At 70.0% G+C, this 23,226-nt stretch carries 19 protein-coding genes and 3 pseudogenes; 9 read left to right on the top strand and 13 right to left on the bottom strand.

Annotated elements, in window-relative coordinates:
• The 5 genes and pseudogenes from AB0M11_RS34725 to AB0M11_RS34745 form a co-directional block, all read right to left on the bottom strand.
• Positions 1-305, bottom strand: a pseudogene (locus AB0M11_RS34725) (fumarylacetoacetate hydrolase); the annotation flags it as partial.
• A gap of 364 nt (positions 306-669) precedes the next feature.
• Positions 670-762, bottom strand: a complete 93-nt coding sequence (locus AB0M11_RS34730) for an SDR family oxidoreductase (RefSeq protein ID WP_365712132.1) — start codon at positions 760-762, stop codon at positions 670-672.
• Positions 763-853: 91 nt separating this feature from the next.
• Positions 854-1,240: pseudogene (locus AB0M11_RS34735) on the bottom strand (SDR family oxidoreductase); the annotation flags it as partial.
• A complete protein-coding gene (locus tag AB0M11_RS34740; protein WP_365712133.1) occupies positions 1,240-1,893 on the bottom strand; it encodes an MBL fold metallo-hydrolase in 654 nt (217 codons plus the stop codon). The pseudogene AB0M11_RS34735 and the gene AB0M11_RS34740, both read right to left, overlap by 1 nt.
• A gap of 8 nt (positions 1,894-1,901) precedes the next feature.
• Entirely contained in the window at positions 1,902-3,437 is a 1,536-nt protein-coding gene (locus tag AB0M11_RS34745; RefSeq protein ID WP_365712134.1) for a carotenoid oxygenase family protein, read from the bottom strand.
• A 194-nt stretch (positions 3,438-3,631) separates the two neighbouring features.
• On the opposite strand from AB0M11_RS34745, the gene AB0M11_RS34750 reads away from it, so the two are divergent.
• Positions 3,632-4,582, top strand: coding sequence for a LysR family transcriptional regulator (locus AB0M11_RS34750; protein WP_365712135.1), 951 nt, complete (start codon positions 3,632-3,634; stop codon positions 4,580-4,582).
• Positions 4,583-4,797: 215 nt separating this feature from the next.
• On the opposite strand, the gene AB0M11_RS34755 is transcribed toward AB0M11_RS34750, so the two are convergent.
• The gene (locus AB0M11_RS34755) at positions 4,798-6,090 is read right to left on the bottom strand and encodes a helix-turn-helix domain-containing protein (protein WP_365712136.1); all 1,293 of its coding nucleotides are present in this window, start codon (positions 6,088-6,090) and stop codon (positions 4,798-4,800) included.
• A gap of 282 nt (positions 6,091-6,372) precedes the next feature.
• On the opposite strand from AB0M11_RS34755, the gene AB0M11_RS34760 reads away from it, so the two are divergent.
• Both AB0M11_RS34760 and AB0M11_RS34765 read left to right on the top strand, forming a co-directional pair.
• Positions 6,373-7,839 carry a carotenoid oxygenase family protein gene (locus AB0M11_RS34760; protein WP_365712137.1) on the top strand — a complete coding sequence of 489 codons (1,467 nt, stop codon included), beginning with the start codon at positions 6,373-6,375 and terminating at the stop codon, positions 7,837-7,839.
• A 368-nt stretch (positions 7,840-8,207) separates the two neighbouring features.
• On the top strand, positions 8,208-9,695 hold the full coding sequence (locus AB0M11_RS34765) for an aldehyde dehydrogenase (protein ID WP_365712138.1): 1,488 nt from the start codon (positions 8,208-8,210) through the stop codon (positions 9,693-9,695).
• A gap of 510 nt (positions 9,696-10,205) precedes the next feature.
• On the opposite strand, the gene AB0M11_RS34770 is transcribed toward AB0M11_RS34765, so the two are convergent.
• Positions 10,206-11,261 carry a lipocalin family protein gene (locus AB0M11_RS34770; protein WP_365712139.1) on the bottom strand — a complete coding sequence of 352 codons (1,056 nt, stop codon included), beginning with the start codon at positions 11,259-11,261 and terminating at the stop codon, positions 10,206-10,208.
• A 117-nt stretch (positions 11,262-11,378) separates the two neighbouring features.
• On the opposite strand from AB0M11_RS34770, the gene AB0M11_RS34775 reads away from it, so the two are divergent.
• On the top strand, positions 11,379-11,651 hold the full coding sequence (locus AB0M11_RS34775; protein ID WP_365712156.1) for a hypothetical protein: 273 nt from the start codon (positions 11,379-11,381) through the stop codon (positions 11,649-11,651).
• A 205-nt stretch (positions 11,652-11,856) separates the two neighbouring features.
• On the opposite strand, the gene AB0M11_RS34780 is transcribed toward AB0M11_RS34775, so the two are convergent.
• Positions 11,857-12,924 carry a lipocalin family protein gene (locus AB0M11_RS34780; protein WP_365712140.1) on the bottom strand — a complete coding sequence of 356 codons (1,068 nt, stop codon included), beginning with the start codon at positions 12,922-12,924 and terminating at the stop codon, positions 11,857-11,859.
• 305 nt (positions 12,925-13,229) lie between these two features.
• Between AB0M11_RS34780 and AB0M11_RS34785 the strand changes: the two genes are divergently transcribed.
• Positions 13,230-13,367 carry a hypothetical protein gene (locus tag AB0M11_RS34785; RefSeq protein WP_365712141.1) on the top strand — a complete coding sequence of 46 codons (138 nt, stop codon included), beginning with the start codon at positions 13,230-13,232 and terminating at the stop codon, positions 13,365-13,367.
• 222 nt (positions 13,368-13,589) lie between these two features.
• Here the strand turns inward: AB0M11_RS34785 and AB0M11_RS34790 are convergent, their stop codons facing one another.
• The gene (locus AB0M11_RS34790) at positions 13,590-13,970 is read right to left on the bottom strand and encodes a toxin Doc (protein ID WP_365712142.1); all 381 of its coding nucleotides are present in this window, start codon (positions 13,968-13,970) and stop codon (positions 13,590-13,592) included.
• A complete protein-coding gene (locus AB0M11_RS34795) occupies positions 13,970-14,209 on the bottom strand; it encodes a hypothetical protein (protein WP_365712143.1) in 240 nt (79 codons plus the stop codon). The genes AB0M11_RS34790 and AB0M11_RS34795 overlap by 1 nt, the downstream gene beginning before the upstream one ends.
• Before the next feature lie 245 nt (positions 14,210-14,454).
• Between AB0M11_RS34795 and AB0M11_RS34800 the strand changes: the two genes are divergently transcribed.
• Positions 14,455-15,816 carry a glutamate decarboxylase gene (locus AB0M11_RS34800; protein ID WP_365712144.1) on the top strand — a complete coding sequence of 454 codons (1,362 nt, stop codon included), beginning with the start codon at positions 14,455-14,457 and terminating at the stop codon, positions 15,814-15,816.
• A 74-nt stretch (positions 15,817-15,890) separates the two neighbouring features.
• Here AB0M11_RS34800 and AB0M11_RS34805 read toward each other — a convergent pair.
• Both AB0M11_RS34805 and AB0M11_RS34810 read right to left on the bottom strand, forming a co-directional pair.
• Positions 15,891-16,376 (bottom strand): annotated as a pseudogene (locus AB0M11_RS34805) (Secreted glycosyl hydrolase); the annotation flags it as partial.
• A 235-nt stretch (positions 16,377-16,611) separates the two neighbouring features.
• Positions 16,612-16,827 (bottom strand): DUF4177 domain-containing protein, encoded by a 216-nt coding sequence (locus tag AB0M11_RS34810; RefSeq protein WP_089106991.1) that lies wholly within the window; start codon positions 16,825-16,827, stop codon positions 16,612-16,614.
• Between the two features lie 291 nt (positions 16,828-17,118).
• On the opposite strand from AB0M11_RS34810, the gene AB0M11_RS34815 reads away from it, so the two are divergent.
• Positions 17,119-19,257: a SpoIIE family protein phosphatase gene (locus AB0M11_RS34815; RefSeq protein ID WP_365712145.1), complete on the top strand. Its 2,139-nt coding sequence runs from the start codon at positions 17,119-17,121 to the stop codon at positions 19,255-19,257.
• A gap of 33 nt (positions 19,258-19,290) precedes the next feature.
• Here the strand turns inward: AB0M11_RS34815 and AB0M11_RS34820 are convergent, their stop codons facing one another.
• Complete coding sequence (locus AB0M11_RS34820; RefSeq protein ID WP_365712146.1) at positions 19,291-20,475, bottom strand: type III polyketide synthase; 1,185 nt, start codon at positions 20,473-20,475, stop codon at positions 19,291-19,293.
• A 667-nt stretch (positions 20,476-21,142) separates the two neighbouring features.
• Here AB0M11_RS34820 and AB0M11_RS34825 point away from each other — a divergent pair.
• Together AB0M11_RS34825 and AB0M11_RS34830 are read left to right on the top strand one after the other, a co-directional pair.
• Positions 21,143-21,556, top strand: coding sequence for a DUF485 domain-containing protein (locus AB0M11_RS34825; protein WP_365712147.1), 414 nt, complete (start codon positions 21,143-21,145; stop codon positions 21,554-21,556).
• Positions 21,553-23,223, top strand: a complete 1,671-nt coding sequence (locus tag AB0M11_RS34830; protein WP_365712148.1) for a cation acetate symporter — start codon at positions 21,553-21,555, stop codon at positions 23,221-23,223. Before AB0M11_RS34825 ends, AB0M11_RS34830 begins: the two co-directional genes overlap by 4 nt.
• Positions 23,224-23,226 lie beyond the last annotated feature (3 nt).

Consider the following 23,226-nt stretch of genomic DNA (forward strand, 5'->3'; position numbering starts at 1 on the left):
TCGGGGCCGACGATCGCGTCCACGTTCTGGAAGAAGACGATGCCCTTGTGCATCGGGTGCGACCAGTCGACGTTCTTCGACTCGTCCTCGTGCTCACGGAAGTTGCCGGAGGTGTGGAAGAACTTCTTCGGCACGATCGGCGCCCGCAGCGTCACGTCGTCGAGCCGCAGTCGCTCGCCGGCCTCCGCGACCTTCCCCCCGCGCTCGAAGTACTCGCGTGTGGATCCGGTCGCCAGGGGTATGACAAGCCGCTCCTCCAGCTCCAGCCTGCCGACCCGGCCGCCGTCGAAGGTGACCAGTTTCATGATGTCCCGCTTTCCGGTTCGGGGGTGGTGTGTTCTCCGGCGAATACACGCAGTTGCAGGGCGAGCAGCCCGTAGTAGCCGACCAGGGTGGTGAGTTCGAACAGGCCCCGTTCCCCCCACGCGGCCACCGTGCCGACGCGCTCGGGGTCGCTCAGGGTGCCGGTTCGGGTCAGCGCGGTGGTCGCGAGCAGTGCGGCCCGCTCGGCCGGGTCCGGCAGCTCCGGCAGGTCTTCGGCGCGCAGGGTGTGGAGCTCGGCTTCGGTGAGGCCGCAGGCGCGGCCCGCGGCCTCGTGGGCCTCCCGCTCGAAGGCACTCCCCCAGTGCCCGGCAACGGCGAGGATGGCCCTTCAGGGGCGACAGGGCGTCAGACGAGGGTGCGGCCGCCGTCCACGTAGAGCACCTGCCCGGTGACGAACGATGCGCGAGCGGAGGCGAGGAACAGCACGGCCCCGACCACGTCCTCCGGTCTCCCCAGGCGGCCGGGCGGGCACGCTGCCGTGTCCGGCCTCGCGCATCAGCCGGCCCGCGGCGCGTCCGGTCCAGAACGCGGTCGACAGGTTCAGGGTCGGGATGCGATCCCACACCTCGTCGGGTGTGTCCACCACCGGACGACGGTCGTTCGCGCCGACGGCGTGCACCAGCACGTCCAGGCCACCGAGCTCGCGGGCGGCCGTGGTGACCGCCCGCTCGCACTCCTCGGACGACGTGAGGTCCCCGGTGAGGGTCCGTACAGCGACGTCCGCGCAGGCAGGATCGTCGCGCAGGGCCTCCAGCCGGCTCTCGTCCGCGTCGACGACCGTCAGCCGTGCGCCGGCCTCCGCCAGGCCACGGACGCAGGTGGTGCCCAGTCCTCCGGCCCCGACGACCAGCGCGCTGCGGCCGTCGAGACCGAGCCACCCCGGCGCAGGACTCCGTGGCCGGCTCGGCGCAGCCATCAGGTCAGCTCGGTTCCGGCCCCGGCCGCCACCCGCCGGTAGTCGGCCCCCAGATTCCCCAGCCCGGCCTGCAGCATGATGTCCACCAGCTCGTTCCCGGCCTCGCTGAGCCCTCCGTCGTGGATCGGCAGCACACGCCGGGGTTTGACCTCGCGAAGGTAGTCGACGACTTCGCCGGTTTTGGACCACGGGCCGTGGACGGGCACGAGGAGGGTGTCCACCGGACTCGTGGGCACGGTGAACGCGTCGCCCGGGTGGAAGACTGCCGCGCCGGGGCTCCCCACCCGGAAGCCGACGTTCGTGACCCGCGGGAAATCCGGGTGGATCTCGGCATGCAGTTCCCCGTGCACCTCCACCTCGATGCCCGCGATGTCGAAGGCGTCCCCGTCACCGACGACGGTGACCCGGCCGCCTCCCAGCCCACCGAGCTGATCCGCCACGGACCGGTTGGCCCAGATCCGCAGAGCGGGGTCGGCCCCGGCGGCCGCGCGCAGCACGGACTCGGCGAAGTGGTCCGGGTGCTCGTGCGTCACAAGGACCGCGTCGGCTCCGTCGAGCGCCCGGGGATCGGACCAGGTGCCGGGGTCGACGACGATGACGACACCGTCCTGCTCCAGCCGGACGCAGGCGTGTCCGCGCCTGTCGAGTCGCATGGGTGCGCTCACTTCGCCAGTTCGGAGGCCGGCACCCAGGTGCCGTGGAAGCCGTACCGCAGCCGGAAGGGAATCTTCACCGTGGCGATCGGGCCGGCGGCGATGTCCAGGGCATCGAGGATGACCATGTCGTGCCGCATCTCGTCGCGCCGGCCGACCAGGGTGAGCAGGTAGCCCTCGCCCTCGTCCGCCTCAGCCGACTTCGGGACGAAGACCGGCTCCTCGGGCGCGGCGTGCTCGCCGGCGGACCAGTGGGTCTGCTGCCCGGTGCTGTCGTCGCGGTGGATGATCGCGTTGAGCGGCGGGCCCATCGGGCCGATCTCGCACATCGGCTCCTCGTGGATCATGCCGCCGACCCAGGCGTGCCGGTTCTTCTCCATCAGCACCCGGGGGTCGACCCGGGGCATGTCGCCCGGCGACGTGAGGAGTTGCTCGCTGCGGTAGATGTCGGTGGCATCGTCCCAGTGGGCGGCGCCCTGGGTGAGGTCGAACGTCCAGCGCTCCAGGAACGGCGGCTCTTCGGGCAGCAGGCCGACGGTCGTCTTCGGGAACTGCGAGAACCAGCCGGACTTGGTGACGAAGTGGTCGCCGACGAGAGTGTCGCCGTCCGTCCAGGCGTTCAGGGAATGTCCCTCCATGACCCGTTCGCTGCGGAACCACTTGATGCCGCTCACGCCCTCCTCACGCGGGATGATCGCGGCGTAGGCATCCCTGTTCGGGTCCCACAGGCAGAACTGCTCATCGTGTTTCATCCACTCCTCGTCGATGATCATGGGCGTGATGGTGAAGACGAAGTGCTCGCGGGTGACGAGCCAGTCGTGCACCATCGAGGAGTACGGCACCTCGAAGGACTGCGCCCGGGTGACCTTGCCCTCGGCGGAGATCTCGTAGATGTGGATCTGCTTGTCCGGCCGGCCGGAGGCGTTGTAGGCGAAGGCCACCAGTTCGCCGGTGCGCGGGTCGTGCTTGGGGTGCGCGGTGAAGGTACGGCCGGGAATCTGGCCGGAGAAGTCGTAGACGCCCTTCGTTTCCAGGGTCACCGGGTCCAACTCGTACGGAAGAGCCGCTTCCTTGAGCGCGAGCAGCTTGCCCGCGTGCCAGATGATCGAGGTGTTGGCGTTGCCGTCGTCGATGCCGGCGACGGACGGGTCGTCGGTGTAGGGGTTGCGGTAGGCGCCGAAGAGGGCCTGGCGGGCCTTGCGTTCGAGTTGGAACCGCTGGGTGCGCACGTACTTGGTCTTCAGATCGGCGTGGCCGTTGTCGAACCGCACCATGTGGATCATGCCGTCGCCGTTGATGTACGTGTCGTTGGGAAACCGCGGCGGGTACTGGGTGTCCGCGGCGGCGCGGTAGAAGGCACCGGACAGCTCGGGGGGTATACGGCCCTCGACCTCCAGGTCGTACACGTCCGCCTCGATCCTCGACGGGGCGAAGAACCCCCGGAACTTCGGCGTGTCCGGCCATGTCATGGTCTCCGGAGGCGGCTGGGTGCCCACCAGTTCCTGTCCGGGCGTTCCGTCGGGCTGCGTCGTTGCAGTGGCCATGGCTCTCTCCCCTGTGGCAGGGTTGGATCAAGCGAAGGATTTGATTGATGTGCCCGTTGAGGGCGGCGCGCCGCTGCGGGATCGGGCCCTGAAAGGTTTGACGAACAGCCCTGGCAGCGCGACTTGACCATCATGCCCCCGAGGTTTTTTCGACGTCCAACACTGAAACACGCACGCAATGATCGGAGTCTGCGATGGATGTGCGGCAGATGGAATACGCGGTGGCCATCGCCGACGAACTCAACTTCACCCGTGCCGCGGCGCGCTGTCGCATCGGGCAGTCCGGGCTGAGTCACCAGATCACCCAGCTCGAACGAGAGATCGGGACCCTGCTGTTCGAACGAACCAGCCGCAGCGTCCGCCTGACCCAGGCCGGGCAGACCTTCGTCGCCTTCGCACGCCGGGTACTCAATGCCGTCCAGGAGATGCACGCAGACATCGCCTCGCTCGACGGGCCCGTGCGAGGGCGGCTGCGCATCGGCTCGCTGACGCTCACGGCCGGGAACATCGACCAGCTCGGCCTGCTGCGGGAGTATCAGGAGGCGTACCCCGCCGTCGAGGTCACCCTCTCCGACTCCGGCGGCGCGGATGCCGCCGCCCAGCTGCTGACCGGTGAACTGGAGGTCGCCGTCATCGGCCTGCACGAGCATCAGTTGCCCCCGGGCATCGCGTACCACCTGCTGCGCCTCGTACCGCTGGTGGCCGTGGTGGGCCGCCGGCACCGGCTGCGCGGGAGCGGCGTCACAGATGTGGGCAGGCTGGCCGACGAACGCTTCCTCGAATGCGTTCCCCCCGATGCCGGTTTGCGTGCGCAGGTGGATGCCGCCTTCCACCGGGCGCGGGCCCGCCGCCGGAGTGTCTGCTCACTGCGCAGCGCGGGAGACCTCGCCTCCCTGGCACTCGAGGGCATCGGCGTGACCGTCGTACCCCGCCCGGTGGCCGAGGCCATCGTCCCGGCCGAGCACGCCGAGTGCGTACTGCGCCTGGACGACCCGCAGGCACTCCAGCCGTTGGCCCTCGCTCATCGCGACCCCGCCCCATCCTCACCGGCCGCCCAGGCGTTCCTGCGTATGGCCCTGGCACGCCTGCCAGGGCCAGGCACACCCGGGCCGGCGGCGGCACCGACCGAGTGGGCCGCCGAGTAGCAGCGCCGGGTGAGGTCGATCCGCACGCGACGACCGTCCTGAGCGCGTCCTGCCTCAGGCGTGAGGCGACGGAGCCGCTCGGTCGGCCTCCGAGAACGCCACCCATGGGCTCACCGTCGCACGCCCGGGCCGGCACCGGCATCGTGTGCAGCACTCACCAGTCCGTGGCCGAAGCGCCTCGGGCCGGATGGCGCCCTGTCCCCAGCGGTGCCGCCTCACCACGGGCGGGTGAGGCGGCTGCTGATCTCCAGGGCGAGCCTCAGCCCGAGTTCGTCGTCACCGAGGGCGCGGCCGAGCAACTCCTCGGCGCGTCTGACGCGGTAGGCCACGGTGGTGGGGGCGATGTGGAGGCGCTCTGCGGCGGCGATCCGGCTGCGGCCGAAGGCGAGGTAGAGACGCAGTGTCTCGCGCAACTCAGCCGCTTTCGCGCTGTCCTCGCCGAGATCACCGAGAGTGTCCTCGACGAACCAGCGGGCGTGTTCCCGGTTGGCGGTGACGAGCGACACCACGGCGACGTCGTCGTAGTCGCACAGGTGTGGTCTGCTGTCGGTGCGAGCGACGTGCTCGGCCTCCCTGGCTCGCAGATGGCTGCGCCGGAATCCTTCCAGGCCACGGTCGACGGGCCCGAGGGCCAGGTACAACTCCGGTGCGAGCGCCTCCCGCAACCGGCCGGCCACGTCCGCCGGCGGCGGCTCCCTCCAGCACAGCCACATCCACAACGTGTCTGCGTCACCGGGCACCGCCAGGAACGCCGGTGCCCGAACGGCATGGGCCAGTTCGGTGGCCGTCCCACGCAGCGTGTCGAGGGCCCCGGTGGTGTCGGCCGACGCCGTCTCGGGCATCCACACGACCGCGGCGCGATGGTGCTGCGCCAGGCGGATGGTCAGGATGCCTTCCGCGTCCGCTGTGCGTACCGGGTGTCCGGCGAGAATCTCGTCGATCATCCGGCGGCGGACGGCGGCAACGCTGCCGAGCCAGCGTTCCCGCTCCGCCTCGTACTCCAGGGCTGCCTGCCGGGCGAGGGCATTGACGTAGGCGAAGGCGAGGTCACTCACCCTGCGGACGGTGCCGGGCCACTCGGCCGGGGCGAGTGAACGCTCGAGTTCGGCCAGCAGCGCTTCATAGGTGTGGGCGTGGGACATCCACATGGCGCGTAGTACCTGGTCCAGGGGGATGTCGAAGCGCACGATGTCGCGGATCTGGCTCATGGCCTCGGCCGGCACCACCACCCGGTCGGTCGGCAGGTCCTGTCCGAGCGCGCGGAGCAGTGCCAGCGCGCACGACTCGCATGCCCCGCGCAGGTGCTGAGCGCCGTCGTGAAGACGGGCCAACGATGTCGTGGAGCCCAGATCCTCCAGCACTTTGTCCGTGGCGTGTGCGGCGACTTCGATGGCCCAGGCGACGGGCGCGCCGCCCAACTCCGCCCGAGCCGCTGCCACCGTGGCCGCGGAGCAGCAGGGGGAAGTGATGCCGCGGGGGCGCAGCCCCTGGATCCAGTCGTTCGCCACGGCGGCCTCTCGTCGGTCGTACCGTCATGCTCCATCGTCCGACGATCCCGGAGAGCGCCATCTGTCGTCGGACGACAGTCACCCCCGAGTTCATTGTCGCCCGACGGCAAGAAAGCCGACGGGTTGTGGTCTGTACTGGAGATCCACAGTAACGGCGTGGGACACGCCGTCCAGCGTCAGGGCGTTGCCGTGCGTGGTCGGCGCAGGCCGCGCGCGGCAACGGTCGTGTCTCCAGTACGGGCCGCCCGGCGCCACCTGCTCTCCGACGACAGGAGCCGCATCATGACCAAGCCCTTTCCCCGCAGCCCGCAGATGTCCGGCTGGGAAGCCCCGCAACGGTTCGAAGGAGACCTCTACGATCTCGAGATCGAGGGCGAGGTGCCCGCAGATCTCAACGGGTCATTCTTCCGCGTGGCACCGGATCCGCAGTATCCCCCGCGCATGGGAGACGACATCTTCATCAACGGGGACGGCTCCGTGAGCGCGTTCCGCATCGAGGACGGTCACATCGACTTCAAGACGCGCTACGTGCAAACCCCCCGCTATCTCCGGGAGCGCGAAGCGCGTGAGTCCCTCTTCGGTCTTTACCGCAATCCGTACACGAACGACCCGAGTGTGGCGGGACTGAGCAACACCACCGGCAACACCAACGTCGTGATGCACAACGGGCTGCTGTGGGCGCTGAAGGAGGACAGCCTGCCGATCGCCATGGACCCTCTGACGCTGGAGACGATCGGCCAGTCCGACTTCGCCGGCCAGGTCCGCAGCCAGACCTTCACCGCGCACCCCAAGTTCGACCCCGGGACCGGCGACATGTACTGCTTCGGCTACGAAGCCGGCGGACTGGCGTCGTCGGACATCGCCTACTACGTGATCGATCCGTCCGGGAAGGTCAAGCACGAGGCGTGGTTCACCATGCCCTACCCCGGCATGGTGCACGACATGGCCATCACCGAGAACTACGTCCTCTTCCCCGTCGCCCCGTTCACCAGTGACCTGGAACGGATGAAGGCGGGAGGCCTGCACTGGCAGTGGGAGCCGGGACTGGACGTGGTCTACGGCGTCATCCCCCGCGACGGAGGGGCCGAGGACGTCCGGTGGTTCCGCGGGCCGAACGCCTTTGTCGGGCACACTCTCAACGCCTTCGAGGACCGCGGCAAGATCTACTACGACGTCCCGCTGACCAACGACAACGTCTTCGGGTTCTTTCCCGACGCGAAGGGGCGATCTCCTCTTCCCAGCGAACTCAAGAGCTCGGTCATGCGGGTCGAGATCGATCCCCGGCGGGCCGACCTGCGCGCGCAGGGCGAGGTGCTCGTCGACGCCCCCGCCGAGTTCCCGGCAGTCGACGACCGCTACCTGGCCACGGCCTACCGGCACGTGTTCCTCATGGGATTCGGTGGGGCGATGGACCTCGCGTCCGTGCCCGCGCAGCCGTACAACATGATGTTCAACGCGTTCCTGCACGTCGACGCGCACAACGGAGCCGTCCGCACGACCTGGGCCCCCGGCGCGGCGGCGACCGTCCAGGAGCCGGTCTTCGTGCCCCGGGGCCCGGGAGCCCCGGAGGGCGACGGATACCTGCTCGCTCTGGTGAACCGCCTCGACGAGGTGCGCAGCGACCTGGTGATCCTCGACGCGGAGCACATCGACGCCGGGCCGATCGCCACCGCGCGTCTGCCCTTCAGGATGAAGAACGCCCTGCACGGCAGCTGGGCCGCCGCGGAGGAGTTCAACCGCCCGTCCTGATCCGTTCCGCCCGGCCGGAACGGACATCAACTCCCCGCGATGTGCGGCCCGGCCGGGTTCTCCGTCGGCTCGGCACGGCATCGTCAGCCGTGACCGGGCCACCCGGACGACCGGCTGACCAACCTGGCCGTCCCCTCCGATCACCAGTGGCAGGAGCAGGAACCGGCCGAAGCCGACCTCTCCCTGTCCACCGGGAAGGTCGCCCACGGGGCCGGTTTCTCGCCCGGACAACGCCATCCTGCATCGCTGTGGCCCCCATCGCGGCCGACACCCACGAGACGACACCCGCTCAACCTGCTTGGCCCGGCCGTCCGACCAGGCCACCGCCGGTACCAGAGCCGACGACGGACACCTCACAAGGAGCCGACATGACCACGACGACTTCCCCGGCCGACGCGACGACCGCGTACAAGGCCAGCCTCCTCATCGGCGGGACCTGGACGGCCGCCGACCACGGGAGGACCACGGTCGTTGTCTCCCCGCTGGGAAAGGAGTACGACACAGACGTCGCGGCAGCCTCGACCGGTGATGCGGTCCGGGCCGTCCAAGCCGCGCAGGACGCCACCCTGACCTGGGGCACCTGGTCACCCGCCCGCCGCCGCAGAGTCCTGCACGACGCCGCCGGCCTGCTCCTCGAACGCAGCGATGAGATCGCCGCGTTGATGACCCACGAAATGGGAGCCACCGCCGCCTGGGCCGGATTCAACGTCCACGTCGCCCACGGCATGCTGGTCGAGGCGGCGGCCCAGGCCTATTCGGCGATCGGCGAGGTCATCCCCTCCGACGTCCCCGGCCTGACCGCGCTCGGCGTACGCCAGCCCGCCGGGGTCGTGCTGGGCATCGCCCCCTGGAACGCCCCGTTGATCCTCGGTGTCCGTGCCCTCGCCATGCCCCTCGCCTACGGCAACACGGTCGTCCTCAAGGCCTCGGAACAAGCCCCCCGCACCCAGGCGGCCATCGTCGCGGCCCTGCACGACGCCGGAATCCCGGCAGGTGCGATCAACCTGATCACCAACGCACCACAGGACGCCGCCGACATCGTGGAGACCCTCATCGCACAGCCGGCCGTCACCCGCGTCAACTTCACCGGCTCCACCCGCGTCGGCCGGATCATCGCCGAGCACGCCGCCCGCCACCTGACCCGCGTCGTCCTCGAACTCGGCGGCAAGGCCCCGATGCTGGTACTGGCCGACGCCGACCTGGACACCGCGGTCGACGCGGCTTGCTTCGGCGCCTTCATGAACCAGGGTCAGATCTGCATGTCGACCGAGCGGATCATCGTGGACCGGAGCGTCGCGGCGGAGTTCTCCGCCCGGCTGGCCGAGCGGGCCGCGGCCCTGGTCGTCGGTGACCCGCAGAACCCGGCAACCCAGATCGGGCCGCTCGCCAACGCGGCAGCGGCCGAACACGTCGGCGCGCTCATCGATGACGCGATCGCCACCGGGGCCGAGCGACTGGCCGGCGGCCCGTCCGAAGGCCTGTACGTTCCCCCGACCGTGCTGCGCGGCGTCATCCCGGCCATGCGCGTCTACTCGGAGGAGTCGTTCGGACCCATCGCCTCCCTCATCGAGGTCGACGGTGTCGACGAAGCCGTCACGGTCGCCAACGACACCGAATACGGACTGTCCGCAGCCGTCTTCAGCCAGGACACGGCGACCGCGCTGCAGATCGCGCAGCGCATCCGGTCCGGGATATGCCACATCAACGGCGCCACCGTCCACGACGAACCCCAGATGCCCTTCGGCGGGGTGGGAGCCAGCGGATGGGGACGCTTCGGATCCCGTGCCGCCCTCGAGGAATTCACCGAACTGCGCTGGATCACCGTCCAGTCCGGTCTCCGCCACTACCCCATCTGACTCTTTGCGCAGTCCGTAGGCGACGTGTGCACGGGGGCGGGCTGACGCCCCACGGCTTCGGCGTAGTCGACTGGCGTCCGATTTGTGGCTGAGCGAGGCCAACTTCCATGTGGTGCGAGACCGGCGCTCACCTTCCTCTCAGCCCTTGCTTCACCTATCGAGAGCAGCATCGCCGCCGGCCTCCGGCACAACGCCCGCGACGCCATTCCACCGCTCGCCCTCCTCGGACTCACATGGTCACGAAACGGACGTCAGGGAAGTCCGGCAGGGCAACTACGTGACGGACGCACCCCCGGAGAGCCCCTGACTCCCTGGTGGCCACCAGGGAGTCAGGGAGGCAACTTCCCAGGCCTCCCAGGGAGAGTCCTACGCAAGGTGCCTGATGGAGCGCGAGGGGAAGTCAGGCAACGTTTCCGCAGGTTAGAGTCTTGCCTGGTCACATTGCCTGCTAAGCGGCAGCCCCTGGTTCTCGGGGCGCTGCCGCTTCGGGGCGGCGCTGCCGGTTCAGGTCTACCAGGTGCCGACCATCTCGACGTAGGCCTCTCCGGTGACCTTCTTGCCCTCGTAGGTGCCGGCGGCGGATATCGTGCCTTCGTACGCCCCGCCGCCTTCGTCCTGGGCGTCGGTGCCCGTGACGCGGACGGCTAGGTGTGCCTTGAGCGAGGGAATGTCGACGCTCCAGCGGGTGGGGTAAGTCTTGCCGCTGGTGGGGCTGGTCCAGAACCTGTGGGCGCCGTCGGCGAGCGGCTTGACCGCTGCCAGTTCATAGGAGCCGTCCGGGTGCAGCACCGTGGCCCAGGAGTTCCCGGTCTTGCTGTTGCCGAAGTCCCAGACAGCCACCTTGTCGCCGTTCGAGAGGCGGAGGTCCATCCAGGTCCAGTGCATGGCCTTGTCGTTCAGGGACAGCCCGCCCCACTGACGGTCCAGCCAGGTTTCCCCGGATACCTTGTGTGTCTTGCCCCGGACGGCCAGAGTGCCGGTGGTCCGCATGGACGGGAAGGCGTACTCGTACTGCGTGTCGCCGAGCAGGGGGAAGGAGCCCGTGCCTGCGTATTTCAGTGCCGGGCCCTTGTTCTTGAGCTGGAAGTCGAGGGAACCCCACGGCGTCGTGGCCTTGACCGACATCTTGTGCGCGTCGCCCGTCCAGGTCAGGCCGGGCATTTTGATGTTGAGTCCCTTCGTGCTCCAGGTGTAGTCGTCCTTGGCGATCGCGCCCCGGTAGCTCTTGTACCAGCCAGTCTTCTGGTCACTGACCGTGACAAGCATCTGCCGACTGTCCACGTTGGGCTGATTCAGCGTCTGCACCAGCACACCGAACTTGTGGCCGTCGGCCTTCACCATGCTGTTGATGTAGATCGAGTCGCTCCACCCGGGGCCGGAGCCGGGGGTCTTCGCGGCGAGGTCGGCGGCGGGGTGGACCGCCTCCGGGATCCCCGCGTAGGTGGTGGTGGTGGACGTCGTGCGGCTGTCGCGGCCCGCGGCCTGGGCGGCCGGCATGAGAGCCGCGCCGAGTACTGCGGTGGCGGCGACGGCGACACCGGCGCTCGTCAGGGTTGCCCTCTTCATGGGTGTCTCCCTACGTGATGGACAGCCGCCGAGCATTCATTCGCTCAACGGCCGTAGAGCCATCGTAGGCTCACGGAGGCAGTTCACTCAACAAGCGTTGAGTAGAAAGGAGATGTGATGCCCGACACCCCACCCTCGGTGAGAGTGATTGAGCTGTTCAAAGCCGACCTCGGTCTCAAGACATTTCCCTGGCTTCATCGGCTGTCGCACAGGATGAATCGCGAGGTATCGCTCGACCCAGGTGTGAACCGACTGCCGCAACGCACCGGACTGGCGGGCTACCTGCACGATCGGCGCTCCGTCCAGCATCTGGAGCACCGCCCGGTGACGGTGCTCGGCCATCCACCGCCGGTCGTCCAGGACGTGCCGAGACCGTCAAAACTGCCGTGAGACCGTCCAGGATCAACCGGGACGGAACTGCCCGAAGACCCGTGGGACTTCACACCGTCGCCGTCGTCGTGGCGTGGGTGTCGGCCGACGTCATCGGTCTCAACCCATGGCTCCTCACGACTGACCGTGGCTTGGCTCGGCCAGTCGTGAGGAGCATGATCAGTGGGCGCCCGCGGCCGTGGTGTGGCGCGGTTTCAGGAGATGGTCAGCGCTTCCAGTCACCCACCTGCTCGGTGTAGTTCTTGCCGGTGACCTTCTTGCCCTCGTAGATACCGGTGTAGACAGCCGGTGCCTCGTAGACGCCCTGGACCTTGTCCGTCTCCTGGTTGATGGGGCCGTTGACGCGGACCGTGAGACGGGTCTTCTGCGAGGGGATTTCGACATTCCAGCGCGTGGCGTAGGTCTTGCCGGTGTCGGGACTGGTCCAGGTCCTGTCCACGCCGTCGGCAAGGGGCTTGACCGCCGCCAGGTCGTAGGAGCCGTCCGGATGCAGGATGGTGGCCCAGGAGTTCTCGCTCTTGCTGTTCGCGGTGTCCCAGAGGGCGAGCTGGTCGTTGTTCGGCAGGCTGATGGCCATCCACGTCCATCGCTGGGTGGGGTCGTTCAGGGGTGTGGCGCCCCACTGCCGGTCCAGCCAGCTCACTCCGGAAGCCTTGTGGGTCTTCCCGCTCACCGTGAGGGTGCCGGTGGTCCGCATCGACGGGTAGGCGAATTCGTACTGTGTGTCACCCTGCATCGACCAGGCGCCGGTCCCCGCGTAGTTCAGGGCCGGGCCCTTGGGGACGAACTGGACGTCGAGGCCGCCCCACGGGGTGGTGGCCTTCAGCGACATGCGCTGCGCGTTGCCCTTCCAGGTCAGGCCGGGCACCTTGATGTCCAGCCCGCTCGTGCTCCAGTGGTCGTCGCGCTCGGCGATCGGGACGGCATACGTCTTCACCCACCCGCTTGTCTCATCGGTCACGTCGACCGAGAGTGAGTAGCGGTCGCTGTTGGGCTGACGCATCGTGATGACGTGAACGCCGAAGTCGTGACCGCCGGCCCTCACCTCGCTCTTGACGTAGATCGAGTCGGTCCAGGTCTTGCCACTTCCGGCGGGCTGAGCGGCGAGGTCGGCCGCAGGGTCGACCGCCGTCGGGATCCCCTTGTCCGCGGTGAGTTCGGCCGCCCGGTGCGGTCGGGGTGCGGCCTGAGCGGCGGGCAGTGCCGCCATGCCGACCACGGCTGCAGTGGCGGCCGAGACGATGCCCACTTTGGCCCGCTTGTTCAGCTTCACTGGTTCTCCCTGGGATGCGGGATGACTGTCGAACCGTCTCCCCGTCGGATTATCTGACACCTGCCAGATTAATTCTAATCTGACAGGCGTCAAGTAAGCTCTTGCCGAGTCCGTAGGAGCAGCCGCGGGCCACCACCTGCGACGGTGCACGCCGCCGGGCCCGAGCAGGCATTCAGGGAGGGAAAGGTGGGAGCACGAGCCGAATCAGCTCGGCGGCCGGGGCGCCCCGGCGCGGACACCCCCGCCATGCCGTCCGCCTGGCGGTCATAGCGGCCGGCGGCGTGGAGGCGCGCCATGGTGGAGATGTGCTGGACGACATGGTCGGGCAGTCCCAGGGCCGCGAGATCCCTGTCGAGCCGTTCCTGCACCGGGACGTCGGTGTGGCCGACCGCCCGGTGCAGGGCGGCGGAGATCTCCGCGGCCAGGGCGGTGACGTCGTGTGACCGAGGGCCGGTCAGCTCACGGAACCGGCCGACGTGCCGGGCCGGACCGGCCAGGATCTTCCTCGACGGCCGCGGCGACGTCGGCGGCCGCGATGGGAGCGGATCGGCGGTGAACCGTGCGGAGCCGCCGTCAGAATGCCGGTACCCGCAGGCCGTTGGTGCCGCCGGAAAGGCAGCGGACGCCCGAGGGGGAACCGCGCGGATCGCTGCGGACGGACGCGGCTAGAGCTTCCAGTCCCGTAGCTGGTCGGCGACGTCCTGGACGCTGATGCGGGTGTCGCGGACCTTGCGGACCAGGTCGGACAGGGCGCCGTAGGGCGGGTCGATGCCCTCGCCCGCCTGCGCCATGTACTGGGCGGCGAGGAACGCCGCGTACAGGCTGTTACGGTGCGGGAGCGGTTCCAGGCGCACGATCGTGTGCAGCAGGGCAGCCGCACGCCAGGCGGTGTCCGGGTCGGCCGTCGTGAGCGTGGGCAGCCGGGTCTTGTGGCGGGAGACGGCGGCGACCAGCGCCGAGTAGTCGGAGACGGTCAGGTCGTCGTGGCCGAGCGCGCTCTCCTGGACGTCCAGCAGCCAGGAGACGTCGATGTAGAGGGGCGGCATCAGGCGGCCGCGGCCCCGTCGCCGCGCTCGCCGGACGGCACTTCGTCGGGGAAGGCCTCGTCGAACTCGCCGCGCAGGCGCTCGGCCCATTCGGTGGCGCCGGCGACGAACTGCTTGCGCTGCATCTCCCGGATCCCGAGGTCGTGCAGGTACTGCTTGAGGCTCTTGCCCTCGGCGGCGGCCGCGGCCCGGACGCCTTCGAGTTCCTCGTCGGTGAAGGAGACGTTCAGGGATGGCATACCTGTGATGGTACCTAGTAGGTGCCTGCCAGTGAAGAGCGAGGACGGCGCCCACGCCGGTCACGGTGGATGAGCGAGCGATGCCGCCGCAATCCCATCCACCTGTATACGCAAGGGAAAATTCAGTTCATCGGTCCGCAAACCGGTCGCTGGATCGGTGTAATCGGCAGGCACACCGCACCGCGTGGCGATCTAGCGTCAGGAACGTACGGGGGCCACACGGACCAGAAAGCACCGAGGCACACATGCCCATCCCGGATACCGACGTCATCTCCGCGACCGCGCTCGACACCCTCGCTCCGGCCGCCGCCGATCCGCTGCCGCCCGTCGACGAACTGCCGCGGTCGGCATCCGCACCGGACGTGGTACTGCGGCGGGTACGCGACGAACTCACGCTCGACGGCGACGCTCAGCTCAACCTCGCCACCTTCGTCACCACCTGGATGGAACCGCAGGCACGGCAACTGATGGCGGACACCGCCGAGAAGAACCTCGCGGACCGCGCGGAGTACCCGCGGATCACCGCCATGGAGGAACGCTGTGTGCGGATGCTCGCCCGCCTGTGGCACGCACCGCACCCGGAACGGGTCCGCGGCTGCTCCACCACCGGCTCCAGCGAGGCGGCGATGCTCGGCGGCCTCGCCCTCAAGCGGCGCTGGCAGCAGCGCCGGCGCGCGCAGGGCAAGGACACCGGCCGTCCCAACGTGGTGATGGGCGCCAACGTCCAGGTGTGCTGGAAGAAGTTCGCCAACTACTTCGAGGTGGAGCCGCGTTACGTCCCGATGGAGCCCGACCGCTACCACCTCACCCCGGACACCCTCACCGCCTACTGCGACGACAACACCATCGGTGTCATCACCGTGCTCGGCTCGACCTACGACGGCTCCTACGAACCCGTCGCCGACATCTGCATGGCCCTGGACGGCTACCAGGCCGCCACCGGCACCGACATCCCCGTGCACGTCGACGGCGCCTCCGGCGCGCTCGTGGCACCGTTTCTCGACCCGGCCCTGATGTGGGACTTCCAGCTCGAACGGGTCGCCTCGATCAACACCTCGGGACACAAGTACGGACACGTCTTCCCCGGGCTGGGTTGGGCCCTGTGGCGCGACAACGAGGCCCTGCCGGACGACCTGGTCTTCGAGGTCGACTACCTCGGCGGCCGCTCCCCCAGCTTCACCCTCAACTTCTCCCGCCCCGGCGCCCACGTCGTCGCGCAGTACTACAGCTTCCTGCGGTACGGCTTCGAAGGGCTGCGCGACCTCGCGGCCCAGAGCCGTGCCACGGCCCGTGACCTGGCCGCCCGCATCGGGACCGTCGCGCCCTGGGAACTGGTCACCGACGGGTCAGAACTCCCCGTCCTCGCCTTCCGGCTCGCGCCCGGCGCTCAGGCGTTCACCGTCTTCGACGTCTCGCACGCCATGCGCGCACGGGGCTGGCACCTGCCCGCCTACACCTTCCCCGCCCCCTGCGACGACGTCTCCGTCCTGCGCCTCGTCGTCCGGACCGGCTTCACCGCCGAGCTCGCGGACCGGTTTGTCGCCGATCTGACGGACGTCACCCACCGGCTCCGGTCCGGCGTCCCCATGCCGGCCGCCATGCGGTGACGGCGACGGATCGATGACAGGACGGGGCCGACCCAGTCGAGGCCGACCCCACACCCCTCACCGCCCTTCGGGAGGATGTCCTGGGCGTTGCCGCTCATACGCAGGTTGCGGAAGGTGGCTTCGCCGACCGCGGGGCCCTGGCCATGTTCCGGGAGTTCGTCGGCCCGGATGCCGAAACCGGACTTGGCGTCGAAGGCGTCTGCGCTCTTCCTGCTGTCGGTGATGGAGATGTCGGTGAAGACCGTGTCCTTGACCGGGAACTGCGGCTGACCGCCGGCGTAGTTGGTCTGGAACATGACGCCGCCGTAGGTGGAGTCGTCGATGTCGACCTCGTCGACCCCGATGCCCTGGAAGACCTTCGAGGAGACGTTCTCGATCGTGGTGGGGTCGGTGCCGAAGCCGTTCGTCGGGTAGCCGAAGTCCAGCGAGGAGATGGTGATGCCGGCGTAGACGAAGGTGTCGGCGACGCGGATGCTGCGGAAGGTGTTGTCGTAGCCGCCGTAGACGGCGATGCCGGCCGCTCGCCAGGTGAGGGTGGACGACAGGTTCTCGTACAGATGGAGGGGCGGACTGCTTCGCGGCCTGCCAGTAGGTGTCGGCGGCGGGGAGGCCCAGAACCGTCACGGTGCAGGCGAGCACAGCGGTTGTTGCGCGGCGCGGGAAGGGTCTCGGCTGGGCCTCCAGCGGACGCAAGCCAGCGCAAAGAGCGCAATTTCTTGCGCGCCATCGGATACGGCGAACGCCCCTCAGCCCACGGTGGGCTGGGGGGCGTTCGGTGCGGTCGGTCGGGCCGGGTCAGCCGCGAGGGCGCTCGAAGGTCAGCAGCAGGCCCTCGACCGCTCCGGGGCCTATGCGGCCCTTGACGTCGGCGGAGGTGATGGCCTTGAGGGCCCAGCCGTCCTCGGCGTGCTTGTTGAGGACCTTCTCCAGCTTGTCACTGTCCAGGGCGTCGCCGATCAGCGACTCCCGGAAGGTGACGACCTTGTACTCGTACGCGTAGGCACTGCTCATGACTGCGGGGTCCTCCTGCCGGCGGAGCCGGGTCGCGGTGTGATCGGCCAGGGTCAGACAATCATCCCCGGGAGCCGTGACACACCGCGGGCCCGCCTTTCCCCTCAGGGGAGGCCGCCCCGCCATCGCCCGACCATCGGCGGTTTGTGTCATTTGGATCACTTTTACCCCTTCGGCGAGCAGGGTATTTGTGTTACTCATGAGATGTGCGGTCGAGGGTGTTCGGCCTGACCGCATGGACTCGGGAAGATCTCCCGGTACGCGCCGGAGTCAGCGAGCTGTGTGAGCTGCATGGACCCCACACCCTCCTCTGCTTCGCCGTTCGACCTGGTCAGCGGCGCCCTGGGGAACTACCTCCCGAAGGGCAGGGCGACGGCGGCGGGCAGGGGCGCGCGAGTTCCGGCAGGCGAGGCGGAAGGCGGGGAACAGATTCTCGGAGTGGTCAGCGTAGGCCGGGACCTTCGCATCCGCGGCTCCAATCTGGACGCCGCCCCGTTCGCGGGGGTGAGCGCGCCGCCCGGATCCGCGTTCGCCGATCTGCTGCCGCCCGGGGACGTACCGACGGTGACGCAGCGGCTGCGGCGCGTCCTCGAGACGCGCGAGGCACATGTCGCCCGGGTCCAGCGCCTTCGGCGGGACGACGGGACGGAACTGGTGGTCTCGATGAGCATCCTGCCGGCCGCGCCGCCGCAGGACGGTCTGACGGTGTCCCTGATCGCCATGGCGAAACGACTGCACCTGTACGCGTCCGCCGCGGCGATCGGGACGTCCCTGGACATCGGGGAGACGGCACAGTCCCTCGCCCAGTCCTTGCTGGCCTGGGGTGACGTGGCCGCCGTCAACCTCGACTACGCCGTGTGGACCGGCGAGGCGGTCACCGAGCAGGCGCAGGATCGCATCAGGCTGCGGCGGGCGGCCCTGGTGCCCGACCGGGCCTGGCCCGAGGGCTATCTGACTCCGGGGGACAACCTCCCCCGGGAGGCGAGCCGGCTGCTGGCCGGTGCGGTGATGCGCGACGACGTTCCGCAGGCCATCGTCTTTCCGGACCGTGCGGCGATCGAGCAGGCCCTCGACGATCCTGGGCTGGTACGCGCACTGGTGCCCGGCGACCGGCCGGTGAGCGTCGCCTGCATTCCGCTGGTGGTGGAGGGACCCGAGGGCATGCCGGGGCCCATCGTGCTCGGGGTGACGGAGGTCTGGCGGCGGCCGGAGTGCCTCTTCCGCGGCAGTGAGCTGCTCGACCTGCAGGAGCTGGTGGCCAAGACCGCCCGGCACGTCGACCTGGCGCGTCAGCATCAGCGTGAGCACGCCCAGGTCCTGGCGTTGCAGCGGCGGCTGCTGCCGCGGGCCGGCAGCGACACCATCGAGGTCGCCAGCGTCTACGAGCCCACCACCCCGGACAGTGCGGGAGTGGGCGGTGACTGGGTGAACAGCTTTCCGCTGCCGGGCGACCGCACCGCGCTGGTGGTCGGTGACGTCGTGGGGCACGGCCTGGGGGCCGCGGCGGCGATGGGCCAGCTCAGCATGGAGGCGCGGGCGCTGCTGTCGGCGGGGCTGGGTCCCGGGGAGGTGCTGGAGCGGCTGGACGAGACGGTCACGCTGCTGGACGACACGGACGCGGGACTGGCGGCCGGATACAGCGCGCTGGGCTCGACGTGCTGCATCGCCGTCTACGATCCGGTCGACGACCGGGTGGCGATCTGCAACGCCGGCCACCTCCCCCCGGTTCTCGTCCGTCCCGACGGGACCGCTCAGACCGTGGCGGCACAGCCGCACCCGGCTCTGGGCGCCGAGTTCGTCGTCCGGGAGCCGTTCGAGGTGCAGGAGTTCGACGCGGCGCCCGGTTCGCTCCTCGTCCTCTACACCGACGGCCTGGTGGAGGACCCTGCGGCCTCCATCGACGACGGCATCGGCCGCCTGACGGACGTGGTGCGCGAGGTGCATCCCTGGGACGACCTGCAGCAGGCCGCGCGTCGGGTGGTCGCCGCGCTGGCCCCGCAGGAGCCGCTGCGCGACGACGTCACCCTGCTGCTGGCCCGGCTGTCCGGCCGCCGCGCCAGGGACACCGCCACCTGGCAGCTGCCAGCCCGGGACGACACCGCGTCGCACGCCCGAGCGCTGGCCGCTCCCCTCCTGCGCCGTTGGCACATCGGCGAGCAGACCCGGGACAACGCGCTGCTGGTGCTCAGCGAACTGGTCACCAATGCGGTCCGGTTCGGCTCCGGGCCCGTCACGGTGCGGCTGGTGCACGCCGGGAGCCGCCTGACCTGCGAGGTCGGTGACACGGGCAGCGGCCGGCCGCGCCTGCGCCGCGGCAGCCTCCTCGACGGCGCCGGGCGGGGGCTGTACGTCGTGCACAAACTGACCGTCCGCTGGGGGGTGCGGTGGACCCAGACCGGCAAGGCCGTCTGGGCGGAACTGGAGGGGTGACGCCGGTGCCGCGGTGAGCGTGCCGGGCCCCGGCTAGAGCCACTCCCCCTCGACGGCCGTGGCGGTCAGGCCGGGGGCGGCCGCGTACAGCACCGTACGGCTTCCCGGCTTCTGGCCGGCGTCGTGCGCGCGGCGCAGGATGTCGAGCACGGCGGCTCCGCCGCGGTTGCCCGTGGTGTAGCTGTCCCGGCTGTAGGCCAGCAGCCCCTCCGGCCAGTCGTCGGGCATCGTCTGTTCCATGTACTCCAGCACCCGGGTGCCGCCGGGGTGCGCGAGCAGCAGTTCGGGATGCCAGGAGCGTCCGTCGTCCTGGTGGCGCAGCCGCAGCCACTCCCACATCGCGGCCACCGTCTCCTGTACGGCGCGTGGGCCCCGGCGGTCCATGACGAAGTGCGTGCCGTCGTCCCGGGTGTCGAGGCGGTGCAGGTCCGTGGTGCCGGGCAGGGTGTGGTGCCAGGCCGCGTCCAGGCGCAGCACCGACTCGGTCCGTGGGCGGCCGGTGACGACCACGGCGACGGCGGTGTCCGCGAACAGCAGCCGGACGATGAGCGATTCCAGTGTGTCGTCGGCGGGCTGATAGGTGGTGCTCAGCGCCTCCGCTATGACGACCAGCACCACCCGGTCGGGGTCCGCGGCGACCAGTTCGGCCGCGAGTGCCAGCGATCGGGTGCCGGCGATGCACGCCCACTGGGTGGCGGGCAGCAGCAGTACGTCGCGGTGCAGCGGTAGGCGGTTGAACAGGGAGAGGTCCAGGCCCGGCAGGGCCGGGGTGGTGGAGTGACTGGTGATCAGGCAGTCGACGTCGGCGGTGTCCAGTCCGGCGCCGTCCAGGGCTTCGCGGGCCGCGCGTTCCCCGTACTCCTGTACGGCCGCCCAGGCGGGGGCGGTGCGCTCCTGGATGGTCTGCGGCGCGGGTATCGCCTCCAGGGCGGCTATCGCGCGGTCCACCTCGTCGTCGGTGAACCCGGTGCGGGTCAGGGCCGCACGGGCCGGGCCGGGGGCGGGAGTTCGCAGGCCCGGCCCGCCACCGGGCGCGACGGCCGTCTCCAGCGGCAGCATCCAGCCACGGGTGTCGATGCCCGTGCCGGCGGCTATGCCGTCGATCCGCGCCAACCACGGCGCCTGGGGCTGCCGGCTTCTCACCTCCCCCAGGATCTCTGCGGTCTTGACGGCGTTTTCACCTTGCACGACGGCTGGGGGAGACAGATAGGCGCCCATAGCACGCATCTTTCGCAGAAAGCCCATAAATGATGTGAAGTGTCCGAAACCTGCCTGTTTTTGGGGGGCGAGTTCAAGACGGTCTCATTGCAATGTACTTCGCATTCGACAACTCATGACCGTCCCATGTGCCAGGAAATCCGGGCCGGTTCCGCCGCACGGCGTGGGGACAGCGGACGCGTGATCGCCCAGCACAGATCGTCTTCGCACAAGCTCCGCGCGCCGCACGGAAGTTGGGTACCGGGTCGGTCGAGCTGTCAGCCGCGACCGGTTGCACTCATGAAGTGCGTCACAGTCCCCACCCGCACGGCCGAGCCGACCGGCGGACGGCCCCGAGGCTCACGGGGGTGCGACGGCGCACTTCTCGAAGCTTTCGCGCCACCCCACGCTCCGTTCATGCTTCATCAACCCCCGCGGGAGATCCCGACGTCAGCCCCGCGCACCGCCACTCCTTCCCCGCCACCGCGGTCGCACCTCTGGCGGAGAACGCCCACGCCGGAGACCATGGCGCCCTGATCACCCGACCGCGACGCACGAGACGGCGTCCTCGACGACCGGCGCAGACGGACACCCCGACCCCCGGCCGCACGGCGTGCGGTCACCCGCACCGCCCTCCCCGCTCGCGGCCCGCCCGGCCGACCCGGGTCACCATCGAGGAGCTGCCGAAATGTCCTACGATGTCCCTGAATTACCCTCCGATCGGTTGCCGTACGACCGACCGTCCCCGACCTGGTCCACCGGTCCGGAGCCGGCCGGCGCCCTCCCGGCGAGCCCTCGCTCGGGCGCCCACCGCACGCTGCGGCTGCTGCGCCGGGCGTACCGCTGGCAGCGGCGGGTGGCGACCATCACCGCGCTCGGCTACTTCGCCGCGTTCCTCACCCTGACCGTCAAGGCGCCGTCCCTGATGGCCCGTCCCGGCCCTGGCGGCCTGCCCACGGGGCTGCTCCTGGCGCTCGCCCAGATCCCGGTCACCTGGGTCGCGGTCCTGCTCTACGAAGCCGCCGCGCACCGGTTCGTGGATCCTCTGGCGCGCCGCGCCCGCCGTCAGCCGCCCGCGCCGGACCGGGAGGAGGAGCGGTGACCGGGTTGGGTGGCTCCGCCCAGTCCTGGTCCCTGGTCGCGTTCTGCGCGGTCGTCGCCCTCACCCTGCTGCTGTGCGTGCTCACCGGCCCGGAGGCGGACGACCTCGCCGAGTTCTACACCGGCTACCGGTCGCTGTCGCCGTTGCGCAACGGGCTGGCCGTCGCCGGTGACTACATCTCCGCCGCCACCGTCCTCACCATCGGAGGGATCATCGCCCTGTGCGGCTACGACGGCATCGTCCTGGCCCTCAGCGCCCTGCTGTCCCTGTTGCTGCTGATGTTCCTGCTGGCCGAACCCCTCCACAACACCGGCCGCTACACCATGGGCGACGCGCTGGCCCGCCGCCACCCCGCCCGGTCGGTACGCGTCACCGCCTGCCTGGTCACGCTCGCCGCGCTCGTGCCGATGATGGTCGTCCAGCTCGCCGGGGTCGGTGAACTCCTGGCGTACGTCCTGGGGTTCACCGACCCCGGCATGAAGAGCGGGTGCGTGGCCGGCGCCGGGGTCCTCATGATCAGTTACGCGGCGCTGGGCGGGATGCCCGGGACCGCCCTGGTGCAGATCATCAAGACCGTGGCGCTGCTCGGCTCCGGGCTCGTGGTGAGCGTGCTCATCCTGCGCACGTTCGACTGGCAGCCCCAGGCGCTGTTCCACGCTGCGGCGCGGCGCAGCGGGGCGGGCGACGCCTATCTGACCTGGGGGCTGCAGTACTCCAGCAGTCCGCATCCCGCCCTGGACATGGCCAGCACCCAGGGCGCCATCGTGCTGGGCGGCGCCTGCCTGCCCCACGTCACCATGCGCATGTACACGGCGGGTACGCCGCGCCAGGTGCGCCGTGCGATGTCCTGGGCGGTCTCCTCGGTGACCCTGTTCATCCTGATGCTCACGCTGATCTGCACCGGCGCGACCGCGCTGGTCGGGCACGACCGCATCGCCGCCGCCGACGCGCACGGCACGACCGCCTATCTGCTGGGCGCCCGCGCCGCGTTCGGAGCCGGGCTGTCCCGGCCGGAGAGCCTGCTCTTCGCCACCGTCACCACCGCGGTCTTCCTCACCCTGCTCGCCTCTGTCGCGAGCATGACGCTGGCCTGCGCCAACACCCTCGCCCACGACCTGACGGCGTCCCGCGCCACGCCCTGGGCGCCGGCCCGGGAACTCGCCCTCGCCCGGTGCGGTGCGCTCGCCGTGGGCATCCCCACCATCCTGCTGGCCGTCCTCGCCCAGCACCGCAGCCTTCAGCCCCTGGCGACGGTCTCCTTCACCCTCGGCGCCTCCGCCATCGCCCCCGCGCTTCTCTACACCCTCTTCTGGCGCCGCTACACGCGCACGGCGCTGCTGGCCACCCTCATCGTGGGCTCGCTGAGCGTGCTCGCGCTGGCCCCGGGCACCACCCTGGTCTCCGGGACACCGCTGTCCGCCTTCCCGGAAGCCGACTTCGACTGGTTCCCCTACAACACGCCGGCGCTCGTCTCCGTGCCCGCGGGCTTCCTCGCCGGCTGGCTCACCACCGTCCTGTCCGGCCGGCGGGCCACGGACCGCGAGCGCAGCCGCTACGCCTCCCACGAGCACCACCTGCTGACCGGCCCGCCCCCGGGCCGCTCCGCCCCGGTAGGGCTTCGTCAGGCGCGGAGGGACGGGCAGCAGCCGAACGGGCAACAGGGGTAAGGG

The sequence above is a fragment of the Streptomyces sp. NPDC051987 genome, assembly GCF_040680735.1.
Lineage (GTDB): Bacteria > Actinomycetota > Actinomycetes > Streptomycetales > Streptomycetaceae > Streptomyces.

Bases quoted from the DNA above. Each gene is read 5' to 3' on its own strand.
- AB0M11_RS34820 (WP_365712146.1), bottom strand. From the start codon at position 20,475: ATGGGCGCCTATCTGTCTCCCCCAGCCGTCGTGCAAGGTGAAAACGCC.
- AB0M11_RS34790 (WP_365712142.1), bottom strand. From the start codon at position 13,970: ATGCCGCCCCTCTACATCGACGTCTCCTGGCTGCTGGACGTCCAGGAG.
- AB0M11_RS34810 (WP_089106991.1), bottom strand. From the start codon at position 16,827: ATGAGCAGTGCCTACGCGTACGAGTACAAGGTCGTCACCTTCCGGGAG.
- AB0M11_RS34795 (WP_365712143.1), bottom strand. From the start codon at position 14,209: ATGCCATCCCTGAACGTCTCCTTCACCGACGAGGAACTCGAAGGCGTC.
- AB0M11_RS34770 (WP_365712139.1), bottom strand. From the start codon at position 11,261: ATGAAGAGGGCAACCCTGACGAGCGCCGGTGTCGCCGTCGCCGCCACC.
- AB0M11_RS34815 (WP_365712145.1), top strand. From the start codon at position 17,119: ATGGACCCCACACCCTCCTCTGCTTCGCCGTTCGACCTGGTCAGCGGC.
- AB0M11_RS34740 (WP_365712133.1), bottom strand. From the start codon at position 1,893: ATGCGACTCGACAGGCGCGGACACGCCTGCGTCCGGCTGGAGCAGGAC.
- AB0M11_RS34800 (WP_365712144.1), top strand. From the start codon at position 14,455: ATGCCCATCCCGGATACCGACGTCATCTCCGCGACCGCGCTCGACACC.
- AB0M11_RS34825 (WP_365712147.1), top strand. From the start codon at position 21,143: ATGTCCTACGATGTCCCTGAATTACCCTCCGATCGGTTGCCGTACGAC.
- AB0M11_RS34775 (WP_365712156.1), top strand. From the start codon at position 11,379: ATGCCCGACACCCCACCCTCGGTGAGAGTGATTGAGCTGTTCAAAGCC.
- AB0M11_RS34760 (WP_365712137.1), top strand. From the start codon at position 6,373: ATGACCAAGCCCTTTCCCCGCAGCCCGCAGATGTCCGGCTGGGAAGCC.
- AB0M11_RS34745 (WP_365712134.1), bottom strand. From the start codon at position 3,437: ATGGCCACTGCAACGACGCAGCCCGACGGAACGCCCGGACAGGAACTG.
- AB0M11_RS34750 (WP_365712135.1), top strand. From the start codon at position 3,632: ATGGATGTGCGGCAGATGGAATACGCGGTGGCCATCGCCGACGAACTC.
- AB0M11_RS34765 (WP_365712138.1), top strand. From the start codon at position 8,208: ATGACCACGACGACTTCCCCGGCCGACGCGACGACCGCGTACAAGGCC.